At 69.1% G+C, this 22,758-nt stretch carries 24 protein-coding genes; 13 read left to right on the top strand and 11 right to left on the bottom strand.

The genetic code is table 11. The annotated features are described in order from the left end of the window. Positions 1-19 precede the first annotated feature (19 nt). On the top strand, positions 20-1,000 hold the full coding sequence (locus LXB15_RS03600) for a 2-hydroxyacid dehydrogenase (RefSeq protein ID WP_233950916.1): 981 nt from the start codon (positions 20-22) through the stop codon (positions 998-1,000). A 52-nt stretch (positions 1,001-1,052) separates the two neighbouring features. On the opposite strand, the gene LXB15_RS03595 is transcribed toward LXB15_RS03600, so the two are convergent. Next, complete coding sequence (locus LXB15_RS03595) at positions 1,053-1,316, bottom strand: hypothetical protein (protein ID WP_233950915.1); 264 nt, start codon at positions 1,314-1,316, stop codon at positions 1,053-1,055. A 240-nt stretch (positions 1,317-1,556) separates the two neighbouring features. Here LXB15_RS03595 and LXB15_RS03590 point away from each other — a divergent pair, with 240 nt between their 5' ends. Further along, the gene (locus LXB15_RS03590) at positions 1,557-2,015 is read left to right on the top strand and encodes a hypothetical protein (RefSeq protein ID WP_233950914.1); all 459 of its coding nucleotides are present in this window, start codon (positions 1,557-1,559) and stop codon (positions 2,013-2,015) included. Between the two features lie 49 nt (positions 2,016-2,064). Here LXB15_RS03590 and LXB15_RS03585 read toward each other — a convergent pair whose 3' ends face one another. The 4 genes from LXB15_RS03585 to LXB15_RS03570 form a co-directional block, all read right to left on the bottom strand. Then, positions 2,065-2,760, bottom strand: a complete 696-nt coding sequence (locus tag LXB15_RS03585) for a GNAT family N-acetyltransferase (RefSeq protein WP_233950913.1) — start codon at positions 2,758-2,760, stop codon at positions 2,065-2,067. After that, positions 2,757-3,611, bottom strand: a complete 855-nt coding sequence (locus LXB15_RS03580) for an alpha/beta hydrolase (RefSeq protein WP_233950912.1) — start codon at positions 3,609-3,611, stop codon at positions 2,757-2,759. The genes LXB15_RS03585 and LXB15_RS03580 overlap by 4 nt, the downstream gene beginning before the upstream one ends. 116 nt (positions 3,612-3,727) lie before the next feature. Then, positions 3,728-4,087, bottom strand: a complete 360-nt coding sequence (locus LXB15_RS03575; RefSeq protein WP_233950911.1) for a cell division protein ZapA — start codon at positions 4,085-4,087, stop codon at positions 3,728-3,730. A gap of 16 nt (positions 4,088-4,103) precedes the next feature. Continuing rightward, positions 4,104-4,382, bottom strand: a complete 279-nt coding sequence (locus LXB15_RS03570; RefSeq protein WP_233950910.1) for a DUF4164 domain-containing protein — start codon at positions 4,380-4,382, stop codon at positions 4,104-4,106. Between the two features lie 202 nt (positions 4,383-4,584). On the opposite strand from LXB15_RS03570, the gene tkt reads away from it, so the two are divergent. Further along, positions 4,585-6,588, top strand: coding sequence for a transketolase (tkt, locus tag LXB15_RS03565; RefSeq protein ID WP_233950909.1), 2,004 nt, complete (start codon positions 4,585-4,587; stop codon positions 6,586-6,588). 187 nt (positions 6,589-6,775) lie between these two features. Continuing rightward, a complete protein-coding gene (gap, locus tag LXB15_RS03560; RefSeq protein ID WP_233950908.1) occupies positions 6,776-7,795 on the top strand; it encodes a type I glyceraldehyde-3-phosphate dehydrogenase in 1,020 nt (339 codons plus the stop codon). A gap of 71 nt (positions 7,796-7,866) precedes the next feature. Here the strand turns inward: gap and LXB15_RS03555 are convergent, their stop codons facing one another. From LXB15_RS03555 to LXB15_RS03545, 3 genes are all read right to left on the bottom strand, one after another. After that, on the bottom strand, positions 7,867-9,234 hold the full coding sequence (locus tag LXB15_RS03555) for a PepSY domain-containing protein (RefSeq protein ID WP_233950907.1): 1,368 nt from the start codon (positions 9,232-9,234) through the stop codon (positions 7,867-7,869). 142 nt (positions 9,235-9,376) lie between these two features. Further along, complete coding sequence (locus LXB15_RS03550) at positions 9,377-9,931, bottom strand: copper chaperone PCu(A)C (RefSeq protein ID WP_233950906.1); 555 nt, start codon at positions 9,929-9,931, stop codon at positions 9,377-9,379. A gap of 67 nt (positions 9,932-9,998) precedes the next feature. Next, positions 9,999-10,391 (bottom strand): hypothetical protein, encoded by a 393-nt coding sequence (locus LXB15_RS03545; RefSeq protein ID WP_233950905.1) that lies wholly within the window; start codon positions 10,389-10,391, stop codon positions 9,999-10,001. Positions 10,392-10,610: 219 nt separating this feature from the next. Between LXB15_RS03545 and LXB15_RS03540 the strand changes: the two genes are divergently transcribed. From LXB15_RS03540 to LXB15_RS03530, 3 genes are all read left to right on the top strand, one after another. Continuing rightward, positions 10,611-12,422, top strand: a complete 1,812-nt coding sequence (locus LXB15_RS03540) for a potassium/proton antiporter (RefSeq protein ID WP_233950904.1) — start codon at positions 10,611-10,613, stop codon at positions 12,420-12,422. Positions 12,423-12,608: 186 nt separating this feature from the next. Beyond that, positions 12,609-13,802 carry a phosphoglycerate kinase gene (pgk, locus tag LXB15_RS03535; protein WP_233950903.1) on the top strand — a complete coding sequence of 398 codons (1,194 nt, stop codon included), beginning with the start codon at positions 12,609-12,611 and terminating at the stop codon, positions 13,800-13,802. Beyond that, the gene (locus LXB15_RS03530) at positions 13,802-14,635 is read left to right on the top strand and encodes an SGNH/GDSL hydrolase family protein (RefSeq protein WP_233950902.1); all 834 of its coding nucleotides are present in this window, start codon (positions 13,802-13,804) and stop codon (positions 14,633-14,635) included. The genes pgk and LXB15_RS03530 overlap by 1 nt, the downstream gene beginning before the upstream one ends. A gap of 6 nt (positions 14,636-14,641) precedes the next feature. On the opposite strand, the gene LXB15_RS03525 is transcribed toward LXB15_RS03530, so the two are convergent. After that, on the bottom strand, positions 14,642-16,687 hold the full coding sequence (locus LXB15_RS03525; RefSeq protein WP_233950901.1) for a sensor histidine kinase: 2,046 nt from the start codon (positions 16,685-16,687) through the stop codon (positions 14,642-14,644). A 198-nt stretch (positions 16,688-16,885) separates the two neighbouring features. On the opposite strand from LXB15_RS03525, the gene LXB15_RS03520 reads away from it, so the two are divergent. The 4 genes from LXB15_RS03520 to LXB15_RS03505 all read left to right on the top strand — a co-directional run bounded on the left by LXB15_RS03520 (position 16,886) and on the right by LXB15_RS03505 (position 18,171). Beyond that, on the top strand, positions 16,886-17,053 hold the full coding sequence (locus tag LXB15_RS03520; RefSeq protein ID WP_233950900.1) for a hypothetical protein: 168 nt from the start codon (positions 16,886-16,888) through the stop codon (positions 17,051-17,053). Between the two features lie 130 nt (positions 17,054-17,183). Next, a complete protein-coding gene (locus tag LXB15_RS03515; protein ID WP_233950899.1) occupies positions 17,184-17,348 on the top strand; it encodes a hypothetical protein in 165 nt (54 codons plus the stop codon). A 121-nt stretch (positions 17,349-17,469) separates the two neighbouring features. Next, complete coding sequence (locus LXB15_RS03510; protein WP_233950898.1) at positions 17,470-17,907, top strand: hypothetical protein; 438 nt, start codon at positions 17,470-17,472, stop codon at positions 17,905-17,907. A gap of 96 nt (positions 17,908-18,003) precedes the next feature. Beyond that, a complete protein-coding gene (locus tag LXB15_RS03505; RefSeq protein ID WP_233953306.1) occupies positions 18,004-18,171 on the top strand; it encodes a hypothetical protein in 168 nt (55 codons plus the stop codon). A gap of 19 nt (positions 18,172-18,190) precedes the next feature. Here LXB15_RS03505 and LXB15_RS03500 read toward each other — a convergent pair whose 3' ends face one another. Then, complete coding sequence (locus LXB15_RS03500; RefSeq protein WP_233950897.1) at positions 18,191-19,216, bottom strand: ligase-associated DNA damage response exonuclease; 1,026 nt, start codon at positions 19,214-19,216, stop codon at positions 18,191-18,193. Between the two features lie 176 nt (positions 19,217-19,392). Between LXB15_RS03500 and LXB15_RS03495 the strand changes: the two genes are divergently transcribed. Beyond that, positions 19,393-20,019 (top strand): YitT family protein, encoded by a 627-nt coding sequence (locus LXB15_RS03495; RefSeq protein WP_233950896.1) that lies wholly within the window; start codon positions 19,393-19,395, stop codon positions 20,017-20,019. An 8-nt stretch (positions 20,020-20,027) separates the two neighbouring features. Here LXB15_RS03495 and LXB15_RS03490 read toward each other — a convergent pair whose 3' ends face one another. Then, positions 20,028-21,710: a mechanosensitive ion channel family protein gene (locus LXB15_RS03490; RefSeq protein ID WP_233950895.1), complete on the bottom strand. Its 1,683-nt coding sequence runs from the start codon at positions 21,708-21,710 to the stop codon at positions 20,028-20,030. A gap of 167 nt (positions 21,711-21,877) precedes the next feature. Here LXB15_RS03490 and LXB15_RS03485 point away from each other — a divergent pair, with 167 nt between their 5' ends. Then, a complete protein-coding gene (locus LXB15_RS03485; protein ID WP_233950894.1) occupies positions 21,878-22,723 on the top strand; it encodes a DMT family transporter in 846 nt (281 codons plus the stop codon). The last annotated feature ends 35 nt before the right edge of the window (positions 22,724-22,758 follow it).

Here is a 22,758-nt window from a genome sequence, read left to right as displayed (position 1 = left end):
TCATAAGGGAAGGAAACCCATGACCGACTTCGCCTCCGTGACCATTCTGGTCCCCGGCCGCCTGAATCCCGATACGCTCGAGACGCTGAAGCAGACTTTCGACGTCGAGCATGTCGAGGACCGTGATCTCTCCCGGCTCTCGCCGGAGCGGCGGGCCAGCATTCGTGGCATCGCGCAGATGGGCGCGATCGACGGTGCCATGATGGACCTGCTGCCGAAGCTCGAGATCATCGCCAATTTCGGCGTCGGCTACGACGCGGTCGACACCAAGGCGGCAACGGAGCGCAAGGTCGTCGTCACCAACACGCCGGACGTCCTCACCGAGGAGGTCGCCGACACTGCGCTCGGCCTGCTGCTGATGACGGTGCGCGAACTCGGCGCGGCCGAGCAGCATCTGCGGGCCGGCCTGTGGGAGAGCAAGGGGAACTATCCGCTGACCGGCGCGACGCTGCAGGGCCGCACCGTCGGCATCATGGGCCTCGGCCGCATCGGCCTCGCCATCGCGCGCCGTCTCGAGGGCTTCGGCGTCAAGATCGCCTACCACAACCGCTCGCAGCGCGACGACGTCGCCTATCCCTACCACCCGACGCTGGAGAGCCTGGCCGCGGCGGTCGACACGCTGATCATCGCCGCGCCCGGCGGGGCCTCGACGGAAAAGGCGGTCAACGCCGCCGTGCTGAAGGCACTCGGGCCCGACGGCATCTTCATCAATATCGGCCGCGGCACGACGGTCGACGAGCCGGCGCTGATCGAAGCGCTGAAGAACGGCACGATCCGCGCGGCCGGTCTCGACGTGTTCGAGAAGGAGCCGCATGTGCCAGAAGCGCTGATCGCCCTGCCCAACGCGGTGCTGCTGCCGCACGTCGCCTCCGCCTCGCGGCATACGCGGCGGGCGATGGGCGACCTCGTCATCGGCAATCTCAAGGCCTGGTTCTCTGGCGAGAAGCCGATCACGCCGGTGGCGGAATCCGTCGCGGCTGGTCTGGCGCGCGGCGCCTGAGGAAATCGCCGTGCCGCCGGATCGTCCCGGCGGCATGGCGCTCCTGTCGATCTTATCCGGCATCCTTCAGGCATTCGCCCGCCGCCGTGGCGGATGCACGCGCCGACATGCGCTTGACCTGGCCGGCTTCGACCAGCGCTTTGGTTTCGGCCGTGACACGGTCGCGCAGCGAACCCGTCGCCGGCGCGGCGGCAACCGCGTCGTAGATCAGCTTTGCTTCGGCCGGGAGCGCGGCGGCGCAGGCCGGTTCTGCCGCGTTGGCGGTGCCGCAGAGGACGGAAGCAGAAAGAAGGGTAGCGAGCAGGAGCCTAGTCATGGATGGACCTCGTCGCGACAAGCCGCGGTCGGAATGACCGGGCGGGCCGGACCTTAGGCGCGACCGGGTTGCTTGTCATCCATCCCCGGTTGCAGGCCGGCGCCCGATGCGCGGCGCTGCTAGTGCGCTGCAGCAATCCGGCAAGAGCTTGTCGGGATTGGCGAATTGCGGAAATTTCGGCGCGTCGTCAACCTTCGGTTAAGCCTATTCGGTTGTTAATGCTGGCGAACGATGTTTGGAGTGTTCGTCATGAATTTCGCCGCGACGGTAGTTGGCGCTGGAATCGCAGGTGCAGCGCTCATCTTCTATATCGAGAGCACGCAGGCGGTTGTCGCCGAGATCGGCACCGAGGAATCGAAGGTCGACCGGATCCGGACGGCGAGCATCGGCCCGGCCGCGGCCACCGACCAGCGGTCGAGCGCGATCCGCCTGATCGACCTGCGCAGCGGGGCGAACTGCAAGGTGGCACGGCCCGACGCCCTGCCGTCCTATTACACCCCGGCGCCGCTGGGCCCGGAATGCGCGGGCTCGCCGGAACTCCGCCAGGTCTCGCAGTGGCGCTCGGGCGATAACGGCGGTCTCGAGATGGCCGATACCGACGGCCGGATGGTGCTGCGCTTCATGCCCGGCGACGGCGTCCTGTTCGAGTCGATCTACCCGACCGACACGATGATGACGATCGTCCCGGCGCGCGGATAACCGCACGCAGCGAGAGCCGGCTCCCGCCGGTTGCCGTGCGACGGCCCGGTCAGGCGCCGTCGAGGAGCGCCGCCCTCACATCCTCCAGGCGTTGGAACTGCCGCCCGTCCGCGTCGAAATTGGCCGGGTCCAGCCAGGCCTCGAAGGCGGCGCGCAACGCCGGCCACTCGCGGTCGATGACCGCGAACCACGCCGTGTCGCGGTTGCGCCCCTTGACGATCATGTGCTGGCGGAACGTGCCTTCGTAGCGGAAGCCGAGCCGTGCGGCAGTTCGCCGCGACGGCAGGTTGCGGTCGTTGCATTTCCATTCGAGCCGCCGGTAGCCGAGCTCCTCGAACACCCGGCGCATGATCAGGAACATCGCTTCGGTCGACGCGGCGGTCTGCTGCAACGAGGGCGCCAGGCAGATATTGCCGATCTCGATGACCCCGTTCGCCGGGTCGGCCCGCATCAGCGCCGCGACGCCGCTGGCTGTGCCGGTACCCGCCGGCACGATCGCGTGGAACCGCATGTCCCCGCCGAGATAGGTGGTCTGCGCGAACGCGGCGAACTCTTCCCGATCGGCAAAGGGCCCGTAGGCGAGGAAATCGAAGATCCGGCCGCTCCGGTCGGCGGCGAACGCCTCGTAGAGCTCGTCGAAGCGTGTGTCGTCGACGATCGGCTCGATGCGGACCGTGCGACCCTCGATCGGCGCGGTTCCCGGCAGCGAACGCGGCGCGAAGCCCGTGAGATCGGAAGCGCTCATCGGGCGTGCCGCCGGATGAAGCCGATGGTGGCGGCCGGGATGGCGCCGTCCTGGAACGGTATCGCCGTCGCGAAGGCGGTGATCGCGCCGGTATGGGTGACGCCCGGATACATTCTTTCCTCCACTGAGACTCCCTGCGCCCTGGCCCGTGCGGCGAGCGAGCGGGTGTTCTTCGGGTCGACGACGATATCCGACTCGCCGGCGATCAGCAGCATCGGCGGCTCGCTGCCGTCGACGAAGGCGACCGGCTGGGTGGCCGCCCGCGTATCGGCGGGAAACACCCGCCGATAGCGCTCCTCGGTCAGCGGCAGGAAGTCGTAGGGCCCGGCAAGGCCGATGAACCCGGCAAGGCCCTGCGCCGGAAACGACTTCCGCGCCAGCCAGCGCTCGTCGGTGGCGAGCAGGCCCGCGATCTGCGCCCCGGCAGAGTGCCCCATGAGGAACAGCTGTCGCTGCCCGGCCGGCACCCCATGGCCGCCGCGCGCCAGATCCCGGGCGATGGTCGCCGTCGCGGCAGCGGCATCCTCGACGAAGCCGGGAAACTGCACGTCCGGATAGAGCCGGTAGTTCGGGATGGCGACGATGATGCCCTCGCTGGCGAGCGCCTGGCCGACGAACGGGTAGATGTCCTTCGACCCGTCGGCCCAGCTGCCGCCGTGGATGAACACGACGACCGGCGTGTCGGCGCGCGCGCCGTCGGGGACATAGAGATCATAGGTGCCGCGTTCGCCCGCCTGGTAGCGCAGGTCGGTGACGCGTTCGTAGCCGTCGGTGCTGGTGGCGGCGTTCAGCGCCGCCGCGCAGCCCGCGAGCCAGAGGCCGAGCAGCGAGGCCGCGACGGGCGCGAGCATGGCTCGCAGGTCGGGGAACGGGAGAAACCGGGATGATCGCATCGGCGCAGACATAGCGGCGCAAGGCCCCGCAGCAATCCGCGCGAGCGAGGTCGCCGGCAGATGGTTGCCGGCTGTTAGGCGGAGCCGAGCCGCGCGCCGATGCGCTCCAGCGCCTCGGCGGTCTCGTTGAGGCTTTCGACGAAGGCGTCGCGCTCGCGGCGGCGGACATGCTCGAGCTCGCCGGAATCGGCGGATTTGCGTTCGATGCCGCCTTCCAGCTCGGCGATCCGTCGGCGCGCCTCGAACAGCTCGTCCGTCGCGGTGATCGCCGCCATGACCGTCAGCCGCAGATCGCCGATCTGCCCGAACCCCTCCCGCAGTTCCGCGATCTTGCGGTCGACCTCGGCGGCGAGCGCCGTCAGATGCGGTTCCTCGCCCTCGCCGCAGGCCATGCGGTAGGTCTTGCCGTCGATGCTGACCACGACTTGCGGCATCGCTATCCCCGCCCTCTCACCGATGCTGCTCCAGCACGCCGCGCACGCGCTCCATCGCGTCGACCAGCCGCTGCGACACCTCGCGATTGGCCTGGGTCAGCCGCTCGTTGCGGGCGAGCGCTGCGTCGAGCTCGCGCGCCAGCCGGCCACGATCGGCCGTCATGCGCTGGATCTCGACCTCGGCGCCATGCACCACGGTTTCCCGCTCCAGCCGCGCCTCGACGGCATGCTCCAGCCGCTCGATCGCTGTTCGAAGGCGCAGGCGCGCCGTTTCGAACGGATCATCCAGCGGCATGGCTTCGTCCCCCTGACATCGGTCCCGTTGCGTCCGGCGGCATCGCCGGAAGCGCCATTGCGGCGTTCCTCCAAGCTCTAGCGGCTCGTGGCAGGGATGAAAAGCGCGCGGCTGCGGCACCCGTCCGGTTTGTTGACACCCCCGGGGGCATGTGATGTCTGCCGCCCGTTCCGGCCAGCGTGGCCGCCGATGGAGCGGACCGATGACCACACCCGAGATGCAGCGCGCGATGGCGAACGCGATCCGCTTCCTTTCCGCCGATGCGGTGGAGGCCGCGGGCTCCGGCCATCCGGGCCTGCCGATGGGGGCGGCGGACATCGCGACGGTGCTGTTCACGCGTTTCCTGACCTTCGACCCGAAGCAGCCGGCATGGCCCGATCGCGACCGCTTCGTCCTGTCGGCCGGCCATGGGTCGATGCTGCTCTACAGCGCGCTCTATCTGCTCGGCTACGACGACATCGATCTCGAGCAGATCCGCCATTTCCGCCAGCTGGGCGCCCGGACCGCGGGCCATCCGGAATACGGCCATACCGCCGGCATCGAGACCACCACCGGGCCGCTCGGCCAAGGCCTGGCCAATGCCGTCGGCATGGCACTGGCCGAGCGCGCCATGAACGCGCGCTTCGGCGACGACATCGTCGACCACATGACCTACGCGCTGGTCGGCGACGGCTGCCTGATGGAGGGGATCAGCCAGGAAGCGCTGTCGCTGGCGGGACACCTGAAGCTCAACAAGCTGGTCGTGCTGTGGGACGACAACGGCATCACCATCGACGGCAAGGTCTCGCTCTCCGATTCCACCGACCAGGCGGCGCGCTTTGCGGCGAGCGGCTGGCACACGCTCGCCTGTGACGGCCACGACCAGGACGCCATCGCCGCCGCGATCGAGACGGCGCGCGCGAGCGACCGGCCGACGCTGATCGCCTGCCGGACGACGATCGGCTACGGCGCGCCCGGCAAGGCCGGCACCTCCAAGGCGCATGGCTCGCCGCTGGGCGCCGAGGAACTGGCCGCCGCCCGCAAGGCCCTCGGCTGGGAGCACGGGCCCTTCGAGGTGCCGGCGGCGATCCTCGACAAGTGGCGGCTCGTCGGCCTGCGCTCCAGCGCCAGCCGCAAGGAGTGGGAAAAGCGCTTCGCGACGGTCGACGGCGAGACGCGCGGCGAATTCCTGCGCCGCGTCCGCGGCGACCTGCCGAGCGGCATCGGCCAGGCGATCCACCGCTGGAAACGCCAGCTCAACGACGAACGGCCGAGGATCGCCACGCGCAAGGCATCGGAGCTGGCACTGGAGGTGATCAACGAGATCGTCCCCGAAACGCTCGGCGGATCGGCAGACCTCACCGGCTCGAACAACACCCGCACCAGCGGGATGCAGGCGATCGCCCCCGGCGACTATGCCGGACGCTTCATCCATTACGGCATTCGCGAGCACGCCATGGCGGCGATGATGAACGGCATCGCGCTGCATGGCGGGTTCATTCCCTATTCCGGCACGTTCCTGGTGTTCTCCGATTATTGCCGCGCCGCCATGCGGCTGTCGGCCCTGATGCGCCAGCGGGTCATCTACGTGATGACGCACGATTCCATCGGCCTCGGCGAGGACGGCCCGACCCACCAACCGGTCGAGCATCTCGCGGCGCTGCGCGCCATCCCGCAGATGCAGGTGTTCCGCCCCGCCGATGCGGTCGAAACGACGGAATGCTGGGAGCTGGCTCTGCAGTCGCGCGAGGCTCCCTCGGTGCTCGCGCTGAGCCGGCAGGACCTGCCGACGCTGCGCCTCGACAAGCACGACGAGAACCGCAGCGCGCGCGGCGCCTACGAGATCAGCCCGGCCGCCGGCGAAGCAGCGGTGACGATCTACGCCACCGGCTCGGAGGTCGAGATCGCCATCGCCGCGCAGGCGCAGCTGGAGAGCGAGGGCGTGCTGACCCGCGTCGTCTCGGTGCCCTGCTTCGAGCGATTCGAGGCGCAGAGCCCGGAGTACCGGCACGCGATCCTCGGCGACGGCACGTCGCTTGCCGTCGCCATCGAGGCCGGCATCCGTCAGGGCTGGGACCGCTTCATCGGGCGCGACGGCATCTTCGTCGGGATGACCGGTTTCGGCGCCTCCGGCCCCGCCCCGGCGCTCTACGAGCATTTCGGCATCACCGCCGCCTCGGTCGTCGAGGCGGTCAGGGCCCGCCGCGAGACCGCACCGCAAGCGTAGCCTGACCCCGCCCCGGCCGAGCCGGGCCTGGAGAGGGCCTTCCCCGCTATCAGCGGAAATCATTCACCGCATCAGAAAAGCTGAACGAGGCGAATATTGATCCGCGCCGCCCGGGACTGTACAGCCCATGGCGACCGAGACTTCCGGCGTTTTCACCCACCGGGCACCCATCACAGGAGACGGATCAATGACAGTTCGCGTGGCCATCAACGGCTTCGGCCGCATCGGGCGCAATGTCCTGCGGGCGATCATCGAGTCCGGTCGGACCGACATCGAAGTCGTCGGCATCAACGATCTCGGCCCGGTTGAGACCAATGCCCACCTGATCCGCTTCGATTCCGTGCACGGCCGCTTCCCCGGTACGGTGACGGTTTCCGGCGATACGATCGACGTCGGCCGCGGGCCGATCCGCGTCACCGCCGAGCGTGACCCGAAGAACCTGCCCTGGGCCGAACTCGGCGTCGACGTCGCGATGGAGTGCACCGGCATCTTCACCGATCCGGCCAAGGCTTCGGCGCATCTCGACGCCGGCGCCAAGAAGGTGCTGATCTCCGGGCCGCTGTCGGGCACGGCAGGGGCCGAGAAGACCATCGTCTACGGCGTCAACCACCAGAGCCTGACGGCCGACGACAGGATTGTCTCGAACGCCTCCTGCACCACCAATTGCCTCGCCCCCGTCGCCAAGGTCCTCAACGACGCCATCGGCATCGACAAGGGTTTCATGACGACGATCCATTCCTACACCGGCGACCAGCCGACGCTCGACACGATGCACAAGGATCTCTATCGCGGCCGCGCCGCCGCCCTGTCGATGATCCCGACCTCGACCGGCGCCGCCAAGGCGGTGGCCCTGGTGCTGCCGGAACTGAAGGGCCGCCTCGACGGCGTCGCGATCCGCGTGCCGACGCCGAACGTCTCGGTGGTCGACTTCAAGTTCGTCGCCAAGCGCGCCACCACCGTCGAGGAAGTGCAGGGGGCGATCCGCGCCGCGGTCGAATCCGGCCCGCTCAAGGGGATCCTCGGCCTGACCGACGCGCCGAACGTCAGCCACGACTTCAACCACGACCCGCATTCCTCGGTCTTCCACATGGACCAGACCAAGGTGATGGACGGCAACTTCGTGCGCATCCTGTCCTGGTACGACAACGAGTGGGGCTTCTCGAACCGCATGTCCGACACGGCCATCGCGATGGCCAAGGCCGGCTGACCTTCCGAACCGCGTAATTCTCCGCGAAGGGGCCGCCTCACCGGGCGGACCCTTTTGCGTTCGGCGCTTGATCAGGCCAGAGCCGGGCGTCTCCGGGTCGTCGCCCAGTCGAGCGCCAGCATCACCAGCAGCGAGGCGCCGACGAGCGGAAAGATGATCCCGCCGACGACGAGGATGGCAAGGAGGCCGCGGAACACGCGTCGGTCCTGCGGCATCGGCGGCACGCCCATCGAGCCGCTCGGGCGCCGCTTCCACCACATCACGCCGGCCGAGACCGCCACCAGGACGTTGCCGGCGCAGACCGCCAGCAGCAGGAACTGGTTGAGCAGCCCGTATTGCTGGCCCATGTGGACATTGATCCCCCATTCCAGCCAGCGCCCGCCCGGCCCGTAATCGGCGTAGCTCATGTCGACCAGGGGTTCGCCGGTGTACTGGTCGAGATGCACGACGCGCTGCCGCGACAGGTCGTCCGGATAGACCGAGCCGGTGTAGACCCCGTCCGGCTTGGCCGGAATATTGACGGCATAGCCGCGATCGAGGCCGAGATCGTCGAAGATCGCCACCGCCCGGTCGAGGCCGATCGGTTCGGCGTTCGCCTTCGCGCCAGGCGACATCGGGATTTGCGCCTGCTCCATCGACCACGCCGTCGGCCCCTCCTCGGACAGTTTCCGGCCCGACATGGGAACCTCCGTGCGCACGCCGGCGGGATAGCCGAAATTGGCGCCATTCGCCCATTCGTTGACCTTGCCGCCCCAGACCTGCGACCACGGCATGCCGGTCACCGCGAGGAAGACGATGAAGCAGCCGACGACGCTGCCGGTCACGGCGTGGACGTCGCGCCAGAACAACCTGTTCCGTGGCATGCCCCGCACCGAGACGACGCCGCCTCGCTGACCCCGCGGCCACCAGAGGAAGATCCCCGTCCCGACCAGCAGGATCGTCCAGCCTCCGGCAATCTCGATGATGCCGCGTGCCACCGGACCGAAATAGCGCAGGCTGTGCAGGTAGCGCACCGTCCACATCACCGTGCCGCGATCTGCGAGCGCGCCCAGCACCGCGCCGTCATACGGATCGACATAGACCGCCAGCCGCTCGCCGCTGTCGGCATTGACGGTGATCTCGGCCGATCTGCCGGGGGTCGCGGGGCTGGTATACTTGACCGCCATGCCGGGATGCGAGGCCGTCGCCGCCGCGACCATCTCGGAAGGCGACGCGAGCGCCACGTTCTGGCGGATCTCGACCGACTTGAGGTCGGCGTGGACGAGGGCGTCGATCTCGTCCCTGAACAGATAGAGCGCCCCGGTGATCGACAGCGTGATCAGGAAAGGCAGGACGAAAAGCCCTGCGTAGAAGTGCCAGCGCCACACGGCGCGGTAGAGATCGGGCGAGGCAGGAAAACGCGCGGCATCCTCGGCCTGCCCGGCAACGAGACGGGACATGGTTCCAATCCTTTGGACGTGGTGACACGAGCAGCGGCTGACGTGCCGGCGGCCGAAAGCCGCCGCCGACGTCGCGGGCTGCGTGAATGCAATTCAGGCTAAAGCCGCCGGGCTGGTGCCATGGCGGCCGGATCAGCCCGGCCTAGTGGCCGGCATGGCCGTCATCGTCCGGCGCGGCGTCGGCCGCATCATCCTCGGCCGGCATGCCCGAGTGGTCCATCGCGGCATGATCCGGCTCGGGCGCGCCCATCGCTTCAACGGCCAATTCCACCGCCACCGAACCGGCCGTCTCGAATTCCAGCGTCAGCGGAACGCGATCACCGTCCTGCAGCGGCTCCACCGGATCGACCAGCATGAGGTGATAACCGCCGGGGGCGAGGGCGACGCTCTCGCCGGCTGGGATCGCCAGGCCGTCCGTCACCTGGCGCATTCGCATGACGCCATCGGTGATCTCGCTGGAATGGATCTCGACCGCCCGTGCGGCGGGTGTCGAGCCGCCCAGCAGCCGGTCGGGGCTTTGGCCGTTGTTGTCGATGGACAGATAGGCGCCGGCGACCTTGGCCTGCGGTGGCGTCGCGCGCGCCCAGGGGTGGCCGATGTGGATGTCGGCGACCTGGTAATCGTGGGCGATAGCGGCGGTGGTTGCCGCGACGGCCGTCAGGGCAGCGCCGACGAGCAGCGACTTGAGAAGGGACATGGGAATTCTCCAGATGAGCTTGGATCACGGCCGCAGCGCGATGCGCTGGCGGCCGTCGGATGCATGGTCAGATGGAGAAGGCGGGCGGTCCGGTCGGATCGGGGGCGAGTGCAAGTCTCGGCGAAACCCTGCCGGCGTCGCCATCGCCGGCGATGCCGGGCTGGGCACCCGCCACCAGCGAGAATGCCGCGCCGAGCCCCTCTTCCGGGGCGAATGCGGCGAGAAGCGCGGTGCCGGCCGCGCAGGCGATGCCGCAGGGACAGTCGAGGCAGCTGCCGCCCGTATCGTCGCGATGCGGAGCCGGGGCCTCGGCTTCGGCCTGCAGCCCGTGGCAGATCACCGGCGACGCCGACGCTACCGCCATGCCGCAGGTCATGCTGGAGAAGAAGGCCTGCAGCACCAGGAACTGCACGGCCAGCACCAGCGCACCGGCGCCAGCCACCCTGTCTCGCAGTATCATCCTGAACATCCGCATGGCCTGATCTAGCGTGAAACCGCAGTCGTGTCATCTGGCCGTGCCGGACCGGGACGGCCGCATTTTAGCCGGCTGCGGCAGTGGTTTTCCGTCAATCGGCGGCTATATCGAAAAGACTGCGCGGGCGTCGGCCTGGGGGCGACGGACGTGTCCGGCGGCCGATGATTGCGCCTTCCCACCGTCGAAAGGCCACGCACCGCGCCGATGCTCGAATCGCTTTATGTCATCGTCCTAGTCGCGGCCGTCCTCATCCTGCTGGCCGCCTTCTCGAGCCTCCTCGCCTTCCGCTTCGGCGCTCCCCTCCTGCTGCTCTTCCTGTCGATCGGCCTGTTCGCGGGCGAGGACGGCATGGGCATCGTCTTCGACAATGCCGGTCTTGCGTATTTCGTTGGCTCGCTGGCGCTGGCGATCATCCTGTTCGATTCCGGCTTCGGCACGTCGCTGGCGTCGTTTCGCCAGGCCGCCGTTCCGGCGATCGCGCTGGCCACGGTGGGCGTCGTGCTCACCGCGGCCCTGTTCGGCGTCGCCGCGTCCTGGCTGCTCGACCTCTCGCTGGTCGAGGGCATGCTGCTGGGCGCGATCGTCGGCTCGACGGACGCCGCCGCGGTGTTCTTCCTGCTGCGTGTCGGCGGCATCGCCATCCGCGAGCGCGTGCGCTCGCTGCTCGAGATCGAATCCGGCACCAACGATCCGATGGCGATCTTCCTCACCATCGCCCTCGTCGAGCTTCTGTCCAGCGGCGGCGGGCTCGACGAGCTGGGCATCGACGTGCTGCTTGGCTTCCTGCAGCAGATGGGCCTCGGCATCATCTTCGGCTTCGCCGGCGGCTGGCTGATCCGCACGCTGGTCGCGAAGCTGGCGATCGACCGGGGGCTGCTGCCGGTCTTCACCATCGCACTGGCTCTCCTGGTCTTCGCCGTCACCGGCGCTCTCGACGGATCCGGCTTCCTCGCCGTCTACATAGCCGGCCTCTACGCCGCCAACAGCGGACTGCGCCATGCCGCCAGCCTGAAGCGCTTCCAGGACGGGCTGACCTGGCTCTCGCAGATCGTCATGTTCCTGATCCTCGGCCTGCTGGCGACGCCGTCGCAGTTCGGGCACATCCTGCTGCCGGCCGTCGCGCTGGCGGCATTCCTGATCTTCGTCGCCCGGCCGCTGGCGGTGTGGCTGTGCCTCCTGCCCTTCGAGTTCCAGCGCCGCGAGACGGCGTTCATCTCCTGGGTCGGCCTGCGCGGCGCCGTGTCGATCCTGCTTGCCATCGTGCCGCTGATCGGCGGCCTCGACGATGCGCGGCTGTTCTTCAACGCCGCCTTCATCATCGTCCTTGCCTCGCTGCTCGTGCAGGGCTGGACGATCGGCCTGCTCGCCCGCCGGCTGGGCCTGGTCATCCCGCCGCGGATAGGCCCCGTCGAGAAGGTCGAGCTGGAACTGCCGGGCACCGCCAACCACGAGCTCCTCTCCTACCGGGTGGTGGCTGACAGCCCGGTCGCCCGCGGCGAGCGCGTGCCGCGCTGGGCCCGCCCCTCGCTGGTGGTGCGCGACGGCGTCTCGATGCGCTACCAGTATGCCGGACGGCTGCGCGCCGGCGACTACGTCTACCTGTTCATCTCGCCGCGCTACCCGCGGCTTCTCGACAGGCTGTTCGCCAGCCCGGCGCCGGTCGGGCCGGACGATGCGGAGTTCTTCGGCGAGTTCTCCGTCGATCCCTCGACCCCGGCGAGCGGGCTCGTCACGGCCTACGGCGTCAAGCTCGGATCCGAGGAGATGGGCCTCACCATCTCGGACATGATGATCGCCCGGCTCGGCGGCCGGGCGGAATACGGCGACCGGGTTTCGGTGCGCCCGGTCGAGCTGATCGTGCGGGAAACCGGCCTCGACGGCGCCGTGGTGGCCGCCGGACTGTCGCTGGAGCCGGAAGCCGGTCGCGGCAGCCGCATCCCGCTGTTCCTCAATCTGCGGGAGATCCTGGCGCTGGGCCGCCGGCTCGTCTCCGGCGATAAACGCGACAGCGCCTGACCCACGGAAGCAGCGGATCGTCGGCATGACGATTGCCCTGGCTCGATCTCTCGCGCTACATCGCCGCTGGGTGCGGCAGGCACCCGGTCCGCGGGCACCGGACAGGAGCGAAGGCGCCGGCGATACGGCAGGATGCCGGGCCGACGACGCGCATTGACGGATACGGTGACCCGAGGAGGAGATGGCATGACAGTTTTCAAGACACTCGACGACGTGGACGTCGCCGGCAAGCGCATCCTGCTGCGGGTCGACCTGAACGTTCCGATGCAGGACGGCAAGGTCGGCGACACGACCCGGATCGAGCGCATCCTGCCGACGATCAGGGAACTCGTCGACAAAAGCGGGCGGGTGATCCTGCTGGCGCATTTCGGGCGCCCGAAGGGCAAGCCGAACAAGGAGATGTCGCTGGAGCCGCTGGCGCCGATCCTTTCTGAGATGCTCGGCCAGCCCGTCGGCTTCTCCGACGACTGCGTCGGCCCCGTCGCGGAGGGCATCGTCAGCGCCCTGGAGGACGGCAACGTCGTCCTCATGGAGAACACCCGCTTCTACGCCGGCGAGGAAGCCAACGACGAGGATTTCGTCACCCGTCTCGCCGCGCTCGGCGACATCTACGTCAACGACGCCTTCTCGGCGGCGCATCGTGCCCATGCCTCGACCGAGGGCCTTGCCCGGCACCTGCCGTCCTATGCCGGCAGGACGATGCAGGCGGAGCTGGAGGCCCTGGAGAAGGGTCTGGGCGCGCCCGAGCGGCCGGTCGTCGCGGTGGTCGGGGGCGCCAAGGTGTCGACCAAGATCGACCTGTTGCAGAACCTCGTCGGACGGGTCGACGCGCTGGTGATCGGCGGCGGCATGGCCAACACCTTCCTGGCGGCCCAGGGCAAACATGTCGGCAAGTCGCTGTGCGAGCACGATCTCGCCGACACCGCCCACCGGATCCTCGCCGCGGCGAAGGAATCGGGTTGCGCCATCGTGCTGCCGGTCGATGCGGTGGTCGCGCGCGAGTTCAAGGCGGGCGCAGCCAGCGACATCGTGCCTGTCGACAACGTGCCGGAGGATGGCATGATCCTCGACGCCGGGCCCGAGACGGTCGCGGCGGTGGCGGCATGGCTCGACAAGGCGAAGACGCTGGTCTGGAACGGACCGCTCGGCGCCTTCGAGATCGAGCCCTTCGACAGGGCGACCATGGCGGCGGCTCGGCACGCGGCGGAACTTACCCGCTCCGGTAAGCTGGTCTCGGTCGCCGGCGGCGGCGATACCGTGGCGGCGCTGAACCAGGCCGGCGTGGCGGACGATTTCACCTATGTGTCCACCGCCGGCGGCGCGTTCCTGGAGTGGATGGAGGGCAAGCCCCTCCCCGGTGTGGAGGTACTGAAGGCCTGATGCCGTCTGATTCTTCCTTCTCGGGCGGACCGGCCAGCTGGGGCGAGCTTGATCCCGGCGGGCTGGCGGCGTCGTTCAAGACCGGCCTCATCTCCTGGCTGCTGCTGCCGGTCTATGTCTGGCAGGGCGTCGCCACGCGCCGCCGGATCGAGCGGCTGCTGCCGCCGGTGGGCCCGCGCACCGGCTGCATCGGTGCCGAGACCCCCAACGCCGCCGCCATCCGGCTGCTGGTGCTGGGCGATTCCTCGGCCGCCGGGATCGGCGTCGACCGGATGGAGGACAGTCTTGCCCCGAAGCTCGCCGAGCGGCTCTACGCGCTGACCGGGCTCTCGGTGTTCTGGCGCACGGCCGGCGCCAACTCCGCCGTCTCGGCCGAAGTGCGCGACCATGTCGTGCCCAACCTCGCCCCAGACGCCTTCACCCACATCGTCCTGATGATGGGCACCAACGACGCCAAGAACTGGCACGGCGCCCGCAAGTTCAAGAAGGGCTTCGGCGGCCTGCTCTACGCCCTGCGGGCCAAGTGGCCGGAAGCGCGGATCGTCTGGTCGCCGCCGGTCGATCTGAAGCGCGTGCCGGCCCTGCCGCCGGCGCTCGCCTACGTGCTGGAGCTGCGCGCCCGGATCATCCGGCAGCGCGGCGCCCGGCTCTGCGCCGAACGCGGCGTCGTCGTCTCCACGACGCTGCCGCGGGTCGAGCCGGCAGGCTTCGGCCCCGACGGCTTCCACGCCTCGGTGGCCGGATATGCCTATTACGCCGGGCACCTGGTGAACTATGTCCTCGGCGACCGCACGCGCTTCCATGCCCCAGAGGCCGAAGTCGGCGAGGCCTGACCCGGCTCAGGCGGTCCAGGCACGACGACGCGCCGCGTCGCCCCGCGAATGGCCGGCGGCCGGGCCACCTGCCTGCGCCGATCCGTGCAGCGGCCCGCCCTCCTCCAGCCCCCGCATCGTCAGCACGACGCGCAGGCCGTGCGGGGTCAGCTGCCGTTGCAGCGTCGCATCGAGGCGCGTCGCCATCGCCTCGATGACCATCGAGCCGAACCCGGCCGATGCCGGCTCGGCGATCATCCCCTCGCCGACCGGCTCGTTCGGAAGCTCGGACCAGATCAGTTCCACCGCACAGCCGTCGCCGATACGGCGCCAGGCGACTTCCAGCGTGCCGCCCGACGCCCGCAGCGCCCCGTATTTCGCGGCGTTGGTCGCCAGCTCGTAGAGGATCAGCCCCACCGGCGTGACATTGGCGCCGCGGATCGTCACCGGTTCGCCCTCCATGCTGAGCCGGAACCCTTCCAGCCCGGCATAGGGCTCGAGCACGCTCCTCACGATGGCGGCGAGCGTGCCGTCGGTGGCGTCCTTGGTGCTGGCATGGGCCCGCGCGAGCGCGTTGATCCGTCCCCGCGCCGCCGTCGCGACGTCCGCCGGCGTCGTCGCCGTTCGCGCCGCCAGGGCGACCAGCGAGGAGGTGATGGCGAAGAGGTTCTTCACCCGATGGTCGAGCTCGTGTGCCAGCATGTTGCTGTTGCGGTTGGCGATCTCCAGCTCGCGGTTGGCCGCCGCCAGTTCCCGCGTCCGCTCCTCGACGCGCCGTTCGAGGACCCGCCCGGCCTCCCGCAGCTGCCCCGTCAAAGCGAGGTTCTCGCGGCGTCGCTCCCGCAGCCAGCTGGTCGCCCGACGCATCGCCTGGCGCGTGTCGTCGAGTTCGCGGATCCGCATCGGCGGCAGCGGCACGTCGTCGAAATCGCCTTCCGATATGCGCCCCGCCTGCGTCGCCAGCGCCTTGATCGGCTTGGTCACCGCCCGCGCCAGCAGGACGCCGATACCGGCCGTCGCCGCGGCGACCGCCACCAGCACCGCCAGCGCGATGTTCCGGACCCGGTGGATCGGCCCGAGGATGTCGCTTTCCGGCAGCGTCGTGACGACCACCCAGGGCGTGCGGGAAGCGGCGAGCCGCCGGACGGCGCCGCGCCAGCTCTCGCCGCCGGCGGTGAACCGCGTCAGCCGGGTCTCCCCCGGCTGCAGGCTGGCCAGCCCACCCGGAAGGCTCGCCACGGCTTCCGCCAGCGCCGGATCGTCGACCTCCGTCAGCTTCGCGAAGCGCTGCGTCGGCTGATCGCCGCCCGCGCTCACCAGGCTTGGGCGCGGATGCGCGATCACGTCGCCGGACTGGGCGACGATCGCGGCCGAGCCCCGCTCGCCCACCTCCAGGCCGCTGAGGAAGGCCGACAAGGCGTTGATCTCGATGTCGATTCCCACAGCGCCCCGCATGCCGAGCCGCTCGTCGGCCCGCACCGCCTTGGCGACGGTGATGCCGGGCCGCTGCGACGAGAAGAAGATGTAGGGTTCGGTCCAGACCACCTCGGGACTGGCCTTCGCCTTGACGTACCAGGGCCGGGTGCGCGGATCGTACGGGTCGGCGTCGTCGTTCCGCCGGGACACCGGCCGGAACTCCGGATCGACATAGCGCAGCTCGACCACGCGGACCGGCGCCGTCTCGATCGTCTTGATCCGGTAGGCCGCGCCCGGGACGCTGGTATCGCGGCTGACGAAGGTGAAGGAGCCGTCCGCCGCCCCGTAGAAGATCCCGGCGAAGTCGGCGCGCGAGCGCAGGACCTCGTAGAAATAGCGCTCCAACGCGGCGCGATCGGCGGTGCCGAGGACGGCGCTCTCGGCCAGGCGCTGCGACAGGGCGGCGGCGTCGTCGGCGGGGTTGAGGAAGTTCTCCGTGAAGGTCGTGGTGTCGCGGGCGACCCGTTCGGTCAGCTTCTCCGCGTAGGCCAGCAGCACGTTCTGGGACGCGAAGTAGGTGAGCGCCAGCACCGCCAGCAGCGCCGCGACCTGCAGCCCCACCAGCGCCGTCGTCAGCACCGTCCGAAACGACCACATCCCCGACCATCCCCTGCCCCAGTGGAAGGGGCCGGATCGACTTTGCCCAAGCCCGTGATGTTGTACAACCCGGGCCGCGAGCGCGGGTTGTCGTTGGGGCAATCTGAGTGTGGCGGTGCGCGTCGCGGCTGCACGCCCGCCATGGCGGGGCGGCACCGTCTGGGATAGGCTGGCTTGCAGGAAATCCGGAGAGTACCGATGTTCGAGACGACCCCGCACGACAGCTTCACCAAGCACAAGGACTCCCGCGGCGAGTGGATGGTGAAGATCAATCGCAGTGGCCAGTTGCAGCCACCGGTCTTCTGCCGGGACGAGGCCCATGCCGACGCCTTCATTCGCGAGCAGGAGGAGAAGCGTCGCGGCTGACGAGGCGCGGCCGGACACTTTGCGGCCGCGGCCCCGAACGTTTGGTGCCAAAGCCCACCCTTGGACCCTTGGTGGCTTCACAGAACGGTCCGCGTAGTCCAAAGCGGGGCCTGAACCGAAAGGAGAGCCCATGGCCAGACAACCGAACTTCAATTTCGAACGGCAGGAACGCGACAAGGCGAAGGCTGCCAAGAAGGCCGCCAAGCTCGACGCCAAGAAGGCCGCCAAGGCTTCCGAGCAGCCGGAAAACGAGACGTCCGAGCCGAGAGACGCAGCGGACTCCCCGCGCGACTGATCCGGCTTATCTATGCGGGAGGCGGAGGGGACCTCCGGGCTCGGCCTGCCGTGAATCCTCGCCAGGGCGGGATTTCGCGGCGGACGGCCGTGCCCGGCAAGGGTGAACCGTGAGGACCGAGATGTCTGCGAGAAATGCCCTCTTCGCGGCCCTGCTGGCCGCCACCACGGTCTCCGGCTGCGTCGAGACCACCGGCTATTACGATGATGGCTATGGCCTCTACGACGACGGCTATCGTGATCGCGGCTACTACGACGGCTACCGGGGCCCGGTCATCGTCGAGCGCGTCCGGCCACGACGGGACTATTACCGCGACCGGCGTTATGACGACTGGCGCGAAGCCGAACGGTACCGGCGCGAGCGCCGCGACGATCGGGAGGAAAGGTGGCGCGACCGTCCCGAGCGGGTCGAGGAGCGGCGGGCGGAGCCCTCGCCTGCCCAGATCGAGAAGCCGCAGCCGGAGCAGATCGTGCGGCTGCCGGACCGGCGCCGCGGCGACCGCACCCTGGAATGCGATCCGGCGTCCGCGAAGTGTCAGGGCATCGAGCGGCTGGAGTAGGCGCCCACTCCTCCTGCCCGAGCACCAGCGGCCCGGCCCCGGTGCCACAACATCGTCAGACTAGGATCTCATGTTTCCCGTCGAAGGGAGATCGCCATGAGCGACGAGTTTACGTTCATCGGGCTGGGCATGGCCATCGGCGTCGGGATCGGCGCCGTGCTGGGTGCGCTGGTCTTCGACAACATTGCCATGGGTATCGCCATCGGCATTGCCCTCGGCGCCGGTCTCGGCAACGCGCTGGGCCGTCACCGCCAGCGACGGTAGGCCCGCGCACCGGGCGCGGCTATTCAGCCTCGTCCTCGTAGCCGACGAGATGCAGCGGCCGGGCCCGCAGCTGCCGCAGTTCGCACCAGCGGACCAGTGCCTCCTCCCGCCCGTGCGTCACCCAGACTTCCTGCGGCGACAGTTCGTCGATCGTCGCGGTCAGCTCGTCCCAGTCGCAATGGTCCGAGATGATCAGCGGCAGCTCGACGCCGCGCTGGCGGGCGCGCTGGCGCACCCGCATCCAGCCCGAGGCGAAGCACGACACCGGATCGGGGAAGCGTCGCGCCCACCGGTCGGCAAAGGCCGATGGCGGGCCGACGACGACGGCGCCGGCAAAGTCGGCCTTGGCGGCACCCTCGCCGCCCTTGGCCTCGACCGTCGCCGGGCGCAGCTCGCCGAGATCGATGCCCTCTGCCTGGTAGAAGTCGCAGAGCTTCTTCAGCGCGCCGTGGATGTAGATCGGCCGGTCGTAGCCGGCATCGCGCAGATGCCGGATCACCCGCTGCGCCTTGCCGAGCGCGTACGCACCGACGAGATGCGCGCGCTCGGGAAACTGCCGCAGCGAGGCGAGCAGCTTGGCGACCTCGTCCGCCGTCTCCGGATGGCGGAACACCGGCAGGGCGAAGGTCGCCTCGGTGATGAAGACGTCGCAGCGCACCGGCTCGAAGGGCAGGCAGGTCGGGTCGACGCGGCGCTTGTAGTCGCCGGAGGCGACGATCGTCAGGCCCTTGTGGGTCACGGCGATCTGCGCCGAGCCCAGGACGTGGCCGGCGGGATGGAAGCTGACGTCGACGCCGTTGATGGTGATGGTCTCGCCGAGCGGGGCTTCCTGCCGTTCGACGCAGAAATCCTCGCCGTAGCGCAGCGCCATGATCGCCAGCGTCTGGCGCGTCGCCAGAACCCTCTCGCTGCCCGGCCTCGCATGGTCGGCATGGCCATGGGTGACCAGCGCCCGGGGCACGGGGCGCACCGGGTCGATGTAGAAATCGCCGGGCGGGCAATAGAGCCCGGCTTCGGTGGGACGCAGCAAGTCGTCGGGGCGCATGGAGTCCTGGCGGTCGCGGGTGATCTGGCAGCTTAGGTAAGCCGAAATCCGCCGGTGGCGACCGGGCCGGATTTCTTTCGCACTGCAACAGACTATGATCGCAGCCGAATCGCTTGTGCACGACGGAACTTCCCCATGCCGATCCTCCCCTGCGCCGCGACCGGCGGGTCCTGAACGTGGCGAGAAGCTTCGGCGCCTGGTCGGCCACGACCACCCGTCATTCGCCGCTGGAAGATGCCCAGGGCATCCTCACCGGCGCGATCCTGACGGCGATGGGCCTGTCGATTCTCGCGCATCTCGGTTTCCTCACCGGCGGCACGGCGGGGCTGGCGCTGATCGTGTCCTATGCGACCGGCTGGAACGTCGGGCTGGTGTTCTTCCTCGTCAACCTGCCCTTCTACGGCCTTGCCATCGGCCGGATGGGTTGGGCCTTCACCATCAAGACCTTCATCGCCGTCGCCGTGCTGTCGGCGATGACGGCCCTGCAGCCGGGCTACTTCACGCTCGGCGCGGTCAATCCGCTGGTCGGCGCGGTGCTCGGCGGCCTCCTGATCGGCTTCGGCCTCCTGGCGATGTTCCGCCACCGGGCGAGCCTCGGCGGCGTCGGCATCCTGGCGATCTATCTGCAGGATCGGATCGGCTGGAAGGCGGGATACACCCAACTGGCGATCGACCTGGCGATCCTCGCCCTGTCATTCACCGTGGCCGAGCCCGGCGCCATCGCCTACTCGGTGCTGGGCGCGGTGGTGCTCAATCTTTTCCTGGCGGTCAACCACCGTCCCGACCGCTACATCGCCGCCTGAGCCGGCCGTCAGGCAGGATCGTTTCCACCGACGATCATCTCGCGCTCGCGTGGCAGGAAGGGCGTGCCCTCGGCAGGACCGTTGCCGCTCTCCGCGTCGAGCCGCGCCGCCGCCTTGAGCATCGTTTCGCGCAGCCGGCAGACCATCGCCCAGCCGGTGACCGGATCTTCCGCCGACGCCAGGAACCAGACCAGCATCCCGTTCACGTCCTGACCGATGACCTGGACCTTGGCGGAATCCTTGTCGATGACGTCGTCGGATTCGTCGATGAATTTCTGAAACGCCTCGCGCAGCTTATCGACGTCTGCGCGATGGTCGAGGCGCAACTCGACGCTCTTGATCAGGCTGGCATCCTGCTTGGTCCAGTTCTCGAAGCTGTTCGAGACCAGTTCCGAGACCGGGACGATGATCCGCCGGTTGTCCCAGCTCTTCAGCTGCACGTAGGTGAAGTTGATCTTCTCGACGTAGCACCACTGGCCCTTGTAGAGCACCGCGTCGCCGATGCGGGCCGTCTTGGCGAGGGCGATCTGCAGGCTCGCCATGATGTCGGCGAGGACCGACCGGGCCGCGAAGGCCAGGATCAGACCGATGGCGCCGGCGGATGCCAGCATCGAGAAACCGAGCGTCTCGAACGCGTTGATCTGGATCAGCACGAGCGCGGTACCGACGAGGAACGCGATGACGATCGCCACGCGGCGTGCGGCGGAAATGTTGGTGTAGAGGTTGCGCTGGTCGGCAGCCTCGGCGTCGCTGAGCTCTTCCATGTTGCGGCGGACGACACGATCGAGGACGGCGTCGACGATCCGTACCGCGATGAGGGCCAGTGCGATGATGAACAGCGCCGATTGCAACGGCGTGAGGAAGGTATTCACGGCACCAGAGAAGGTGAACAGCCACGTCTTCACCAGCGAGAACGTGCCGACGCAGACCATCAGCGCGACCGGCATCTGGATCGTGTCGACGATGTTCTCGGCGATCTGCGACGGCTGGTTGCGCTTGGCCCGGTCCATGCCGGCATAGGCGATCGCCGCCGCACCAATCGCAAGCAGCAGGATGATCGGCAGCGCGATCACCTCCCACCAGGCCAGCGTCCAGAAGGCGCGCTCCTGCAGGAACTGCGGCAGTGCCTGTTCGAACCGCGTGGGGCCGAAGACCTCGTGCAGCGCGAGGATGTTGCCGACGGTCTGCTCGGAAAACACCCAGACCGGATCGCCGTCCGCCGGCTTGACGCGCGCGATGCGGATCGACACCGGCCGGTCGGGCAGCTCCAGAATGGACAGGCGGATGTTGCGGCGCGGCTCGCCCGCCAGCGGATTCTCGCTGGCGACGTTGTCCGCCAGCGCATCCGGCCGGTCCGGCAGGTCGCCCCAGTCGATCCACATGGCGCCTTCGATGACTTCGTTCAGCCGCGCCGCCAGCGCCGGCCCCATCTCCGGCTGGATGGCCGGATCGACCGCCGACAGGTCGAGCAGGTGCGCTGCGGTGTCCCAGTCCTTCCGCTCGGCGGCGAGGATGAAGGTCTCCATCATCCCCTGCGGCGTATCGCGGTCGATGTAGCGATCGGCGGGCGGCAGGCCGGCGTTCAGCGTCTCGATCTCGAGATAGCGCGGCGAAACGCCCTCCGAATCCTGGGCGTTTGCCAGAAACGGCGTCAAAAGCAGAATGAGGAAGGCGGCAAGCCAGCGCGTCAAGGGTGGGCCTCATGGTCCAGCTCTTCGGCTGCCGTTAGCTAGGGGCGGGAGGCGGATAACCCACCCCCCGACCCTGATTTGGCTCTCGCGGCGGCGGCGCGGGCCGTTGACGACGGCCGCCACGACTGGGCAAATGGCCGTCCCACGGCCAACCGGCGGATCGCGAAATGTCCCCAACCCTGTGGCTGACGGCCGTGGCCATGGTCGCATTCGCCGGCAATTCGCTGCTCGCCCGCCTGGCGCTGGTCGACGGGGCGATGGACGTGGCGGGTTTCACCGGGTTCCGGCTGGCCTCGGGGGCGGCGGTGCTCGCGCTGATCGCCTTGCGGTCGGGCAAATCCTCTGATGGCGAATCGACGATCGGCGGCAGCTGGGCATCGGCGCTGGCGCTCTTCGTCTACGCGATCGCGTTTTCGCTGGCCTATGTGCGACTCGGCGCGGCCGTCGGCGCCCTCATCCTGTTCACCTCGGTGCAGGCCGCCATGATCGGCTGGGGGCTGTATCGGGGCGAACGCCCCACCGGCCGCGAGATCGCGGGTCTCTCCGTCGCCTTCACCGCCTTCGTCCTGTGGCTCGTTCCCGCCGTGACCCGGCCCGATCCGCTGGGCACGCTGCTGATGATCAGCGCCGGCGTCGCCTGGGCCGTCTATTCGCTGCGCGGCCGGGCGGCGGGCGATCCGATGCGGGCAACTGCCGGCAACTTCATCCGCACCCTGCCGCTCGCCGTGCCGCTCGCGCTCGTCTCGCTCTGGCGGGATGGCGTCACCGCCGAGGGGCTGATCCTGGCGCTCGCCTCCGGCTGCGTCGCCTCGGCGCTCGGCTACATCGTCTGGTACCGCGCGCTGGCCGGCCTCTCCGCGCTTGCGGCCGCCATCGTCCAGCTCTCGGTGCCGGTCATCGCCGCTCTGGGAGCGGTGCTGTTCCTGTCCGAGACGTTGAGCCTCGGTTTCATCGTCGCCGCCACCTTCGTGCTCGGCGGCATCGGCTTCGCGCTCTCTGCCCGGCAAGGATAGCGGCGGGCAAAATCCGCGCGGCGACCCTATCTCTG

Origin of the sequence: Aurantimonas sp. HBX-1, from assembly GCF_021391535.1 — a bacterium.
GTDB lineage: Bacteria > Pseudomonadota > Alphaproteobacteria > Rhizobiales > Rhizobiaceae > Aurantimonas.
This window is presented reverse-complemented; position numbering and strand designations above follow the sequence as displayed.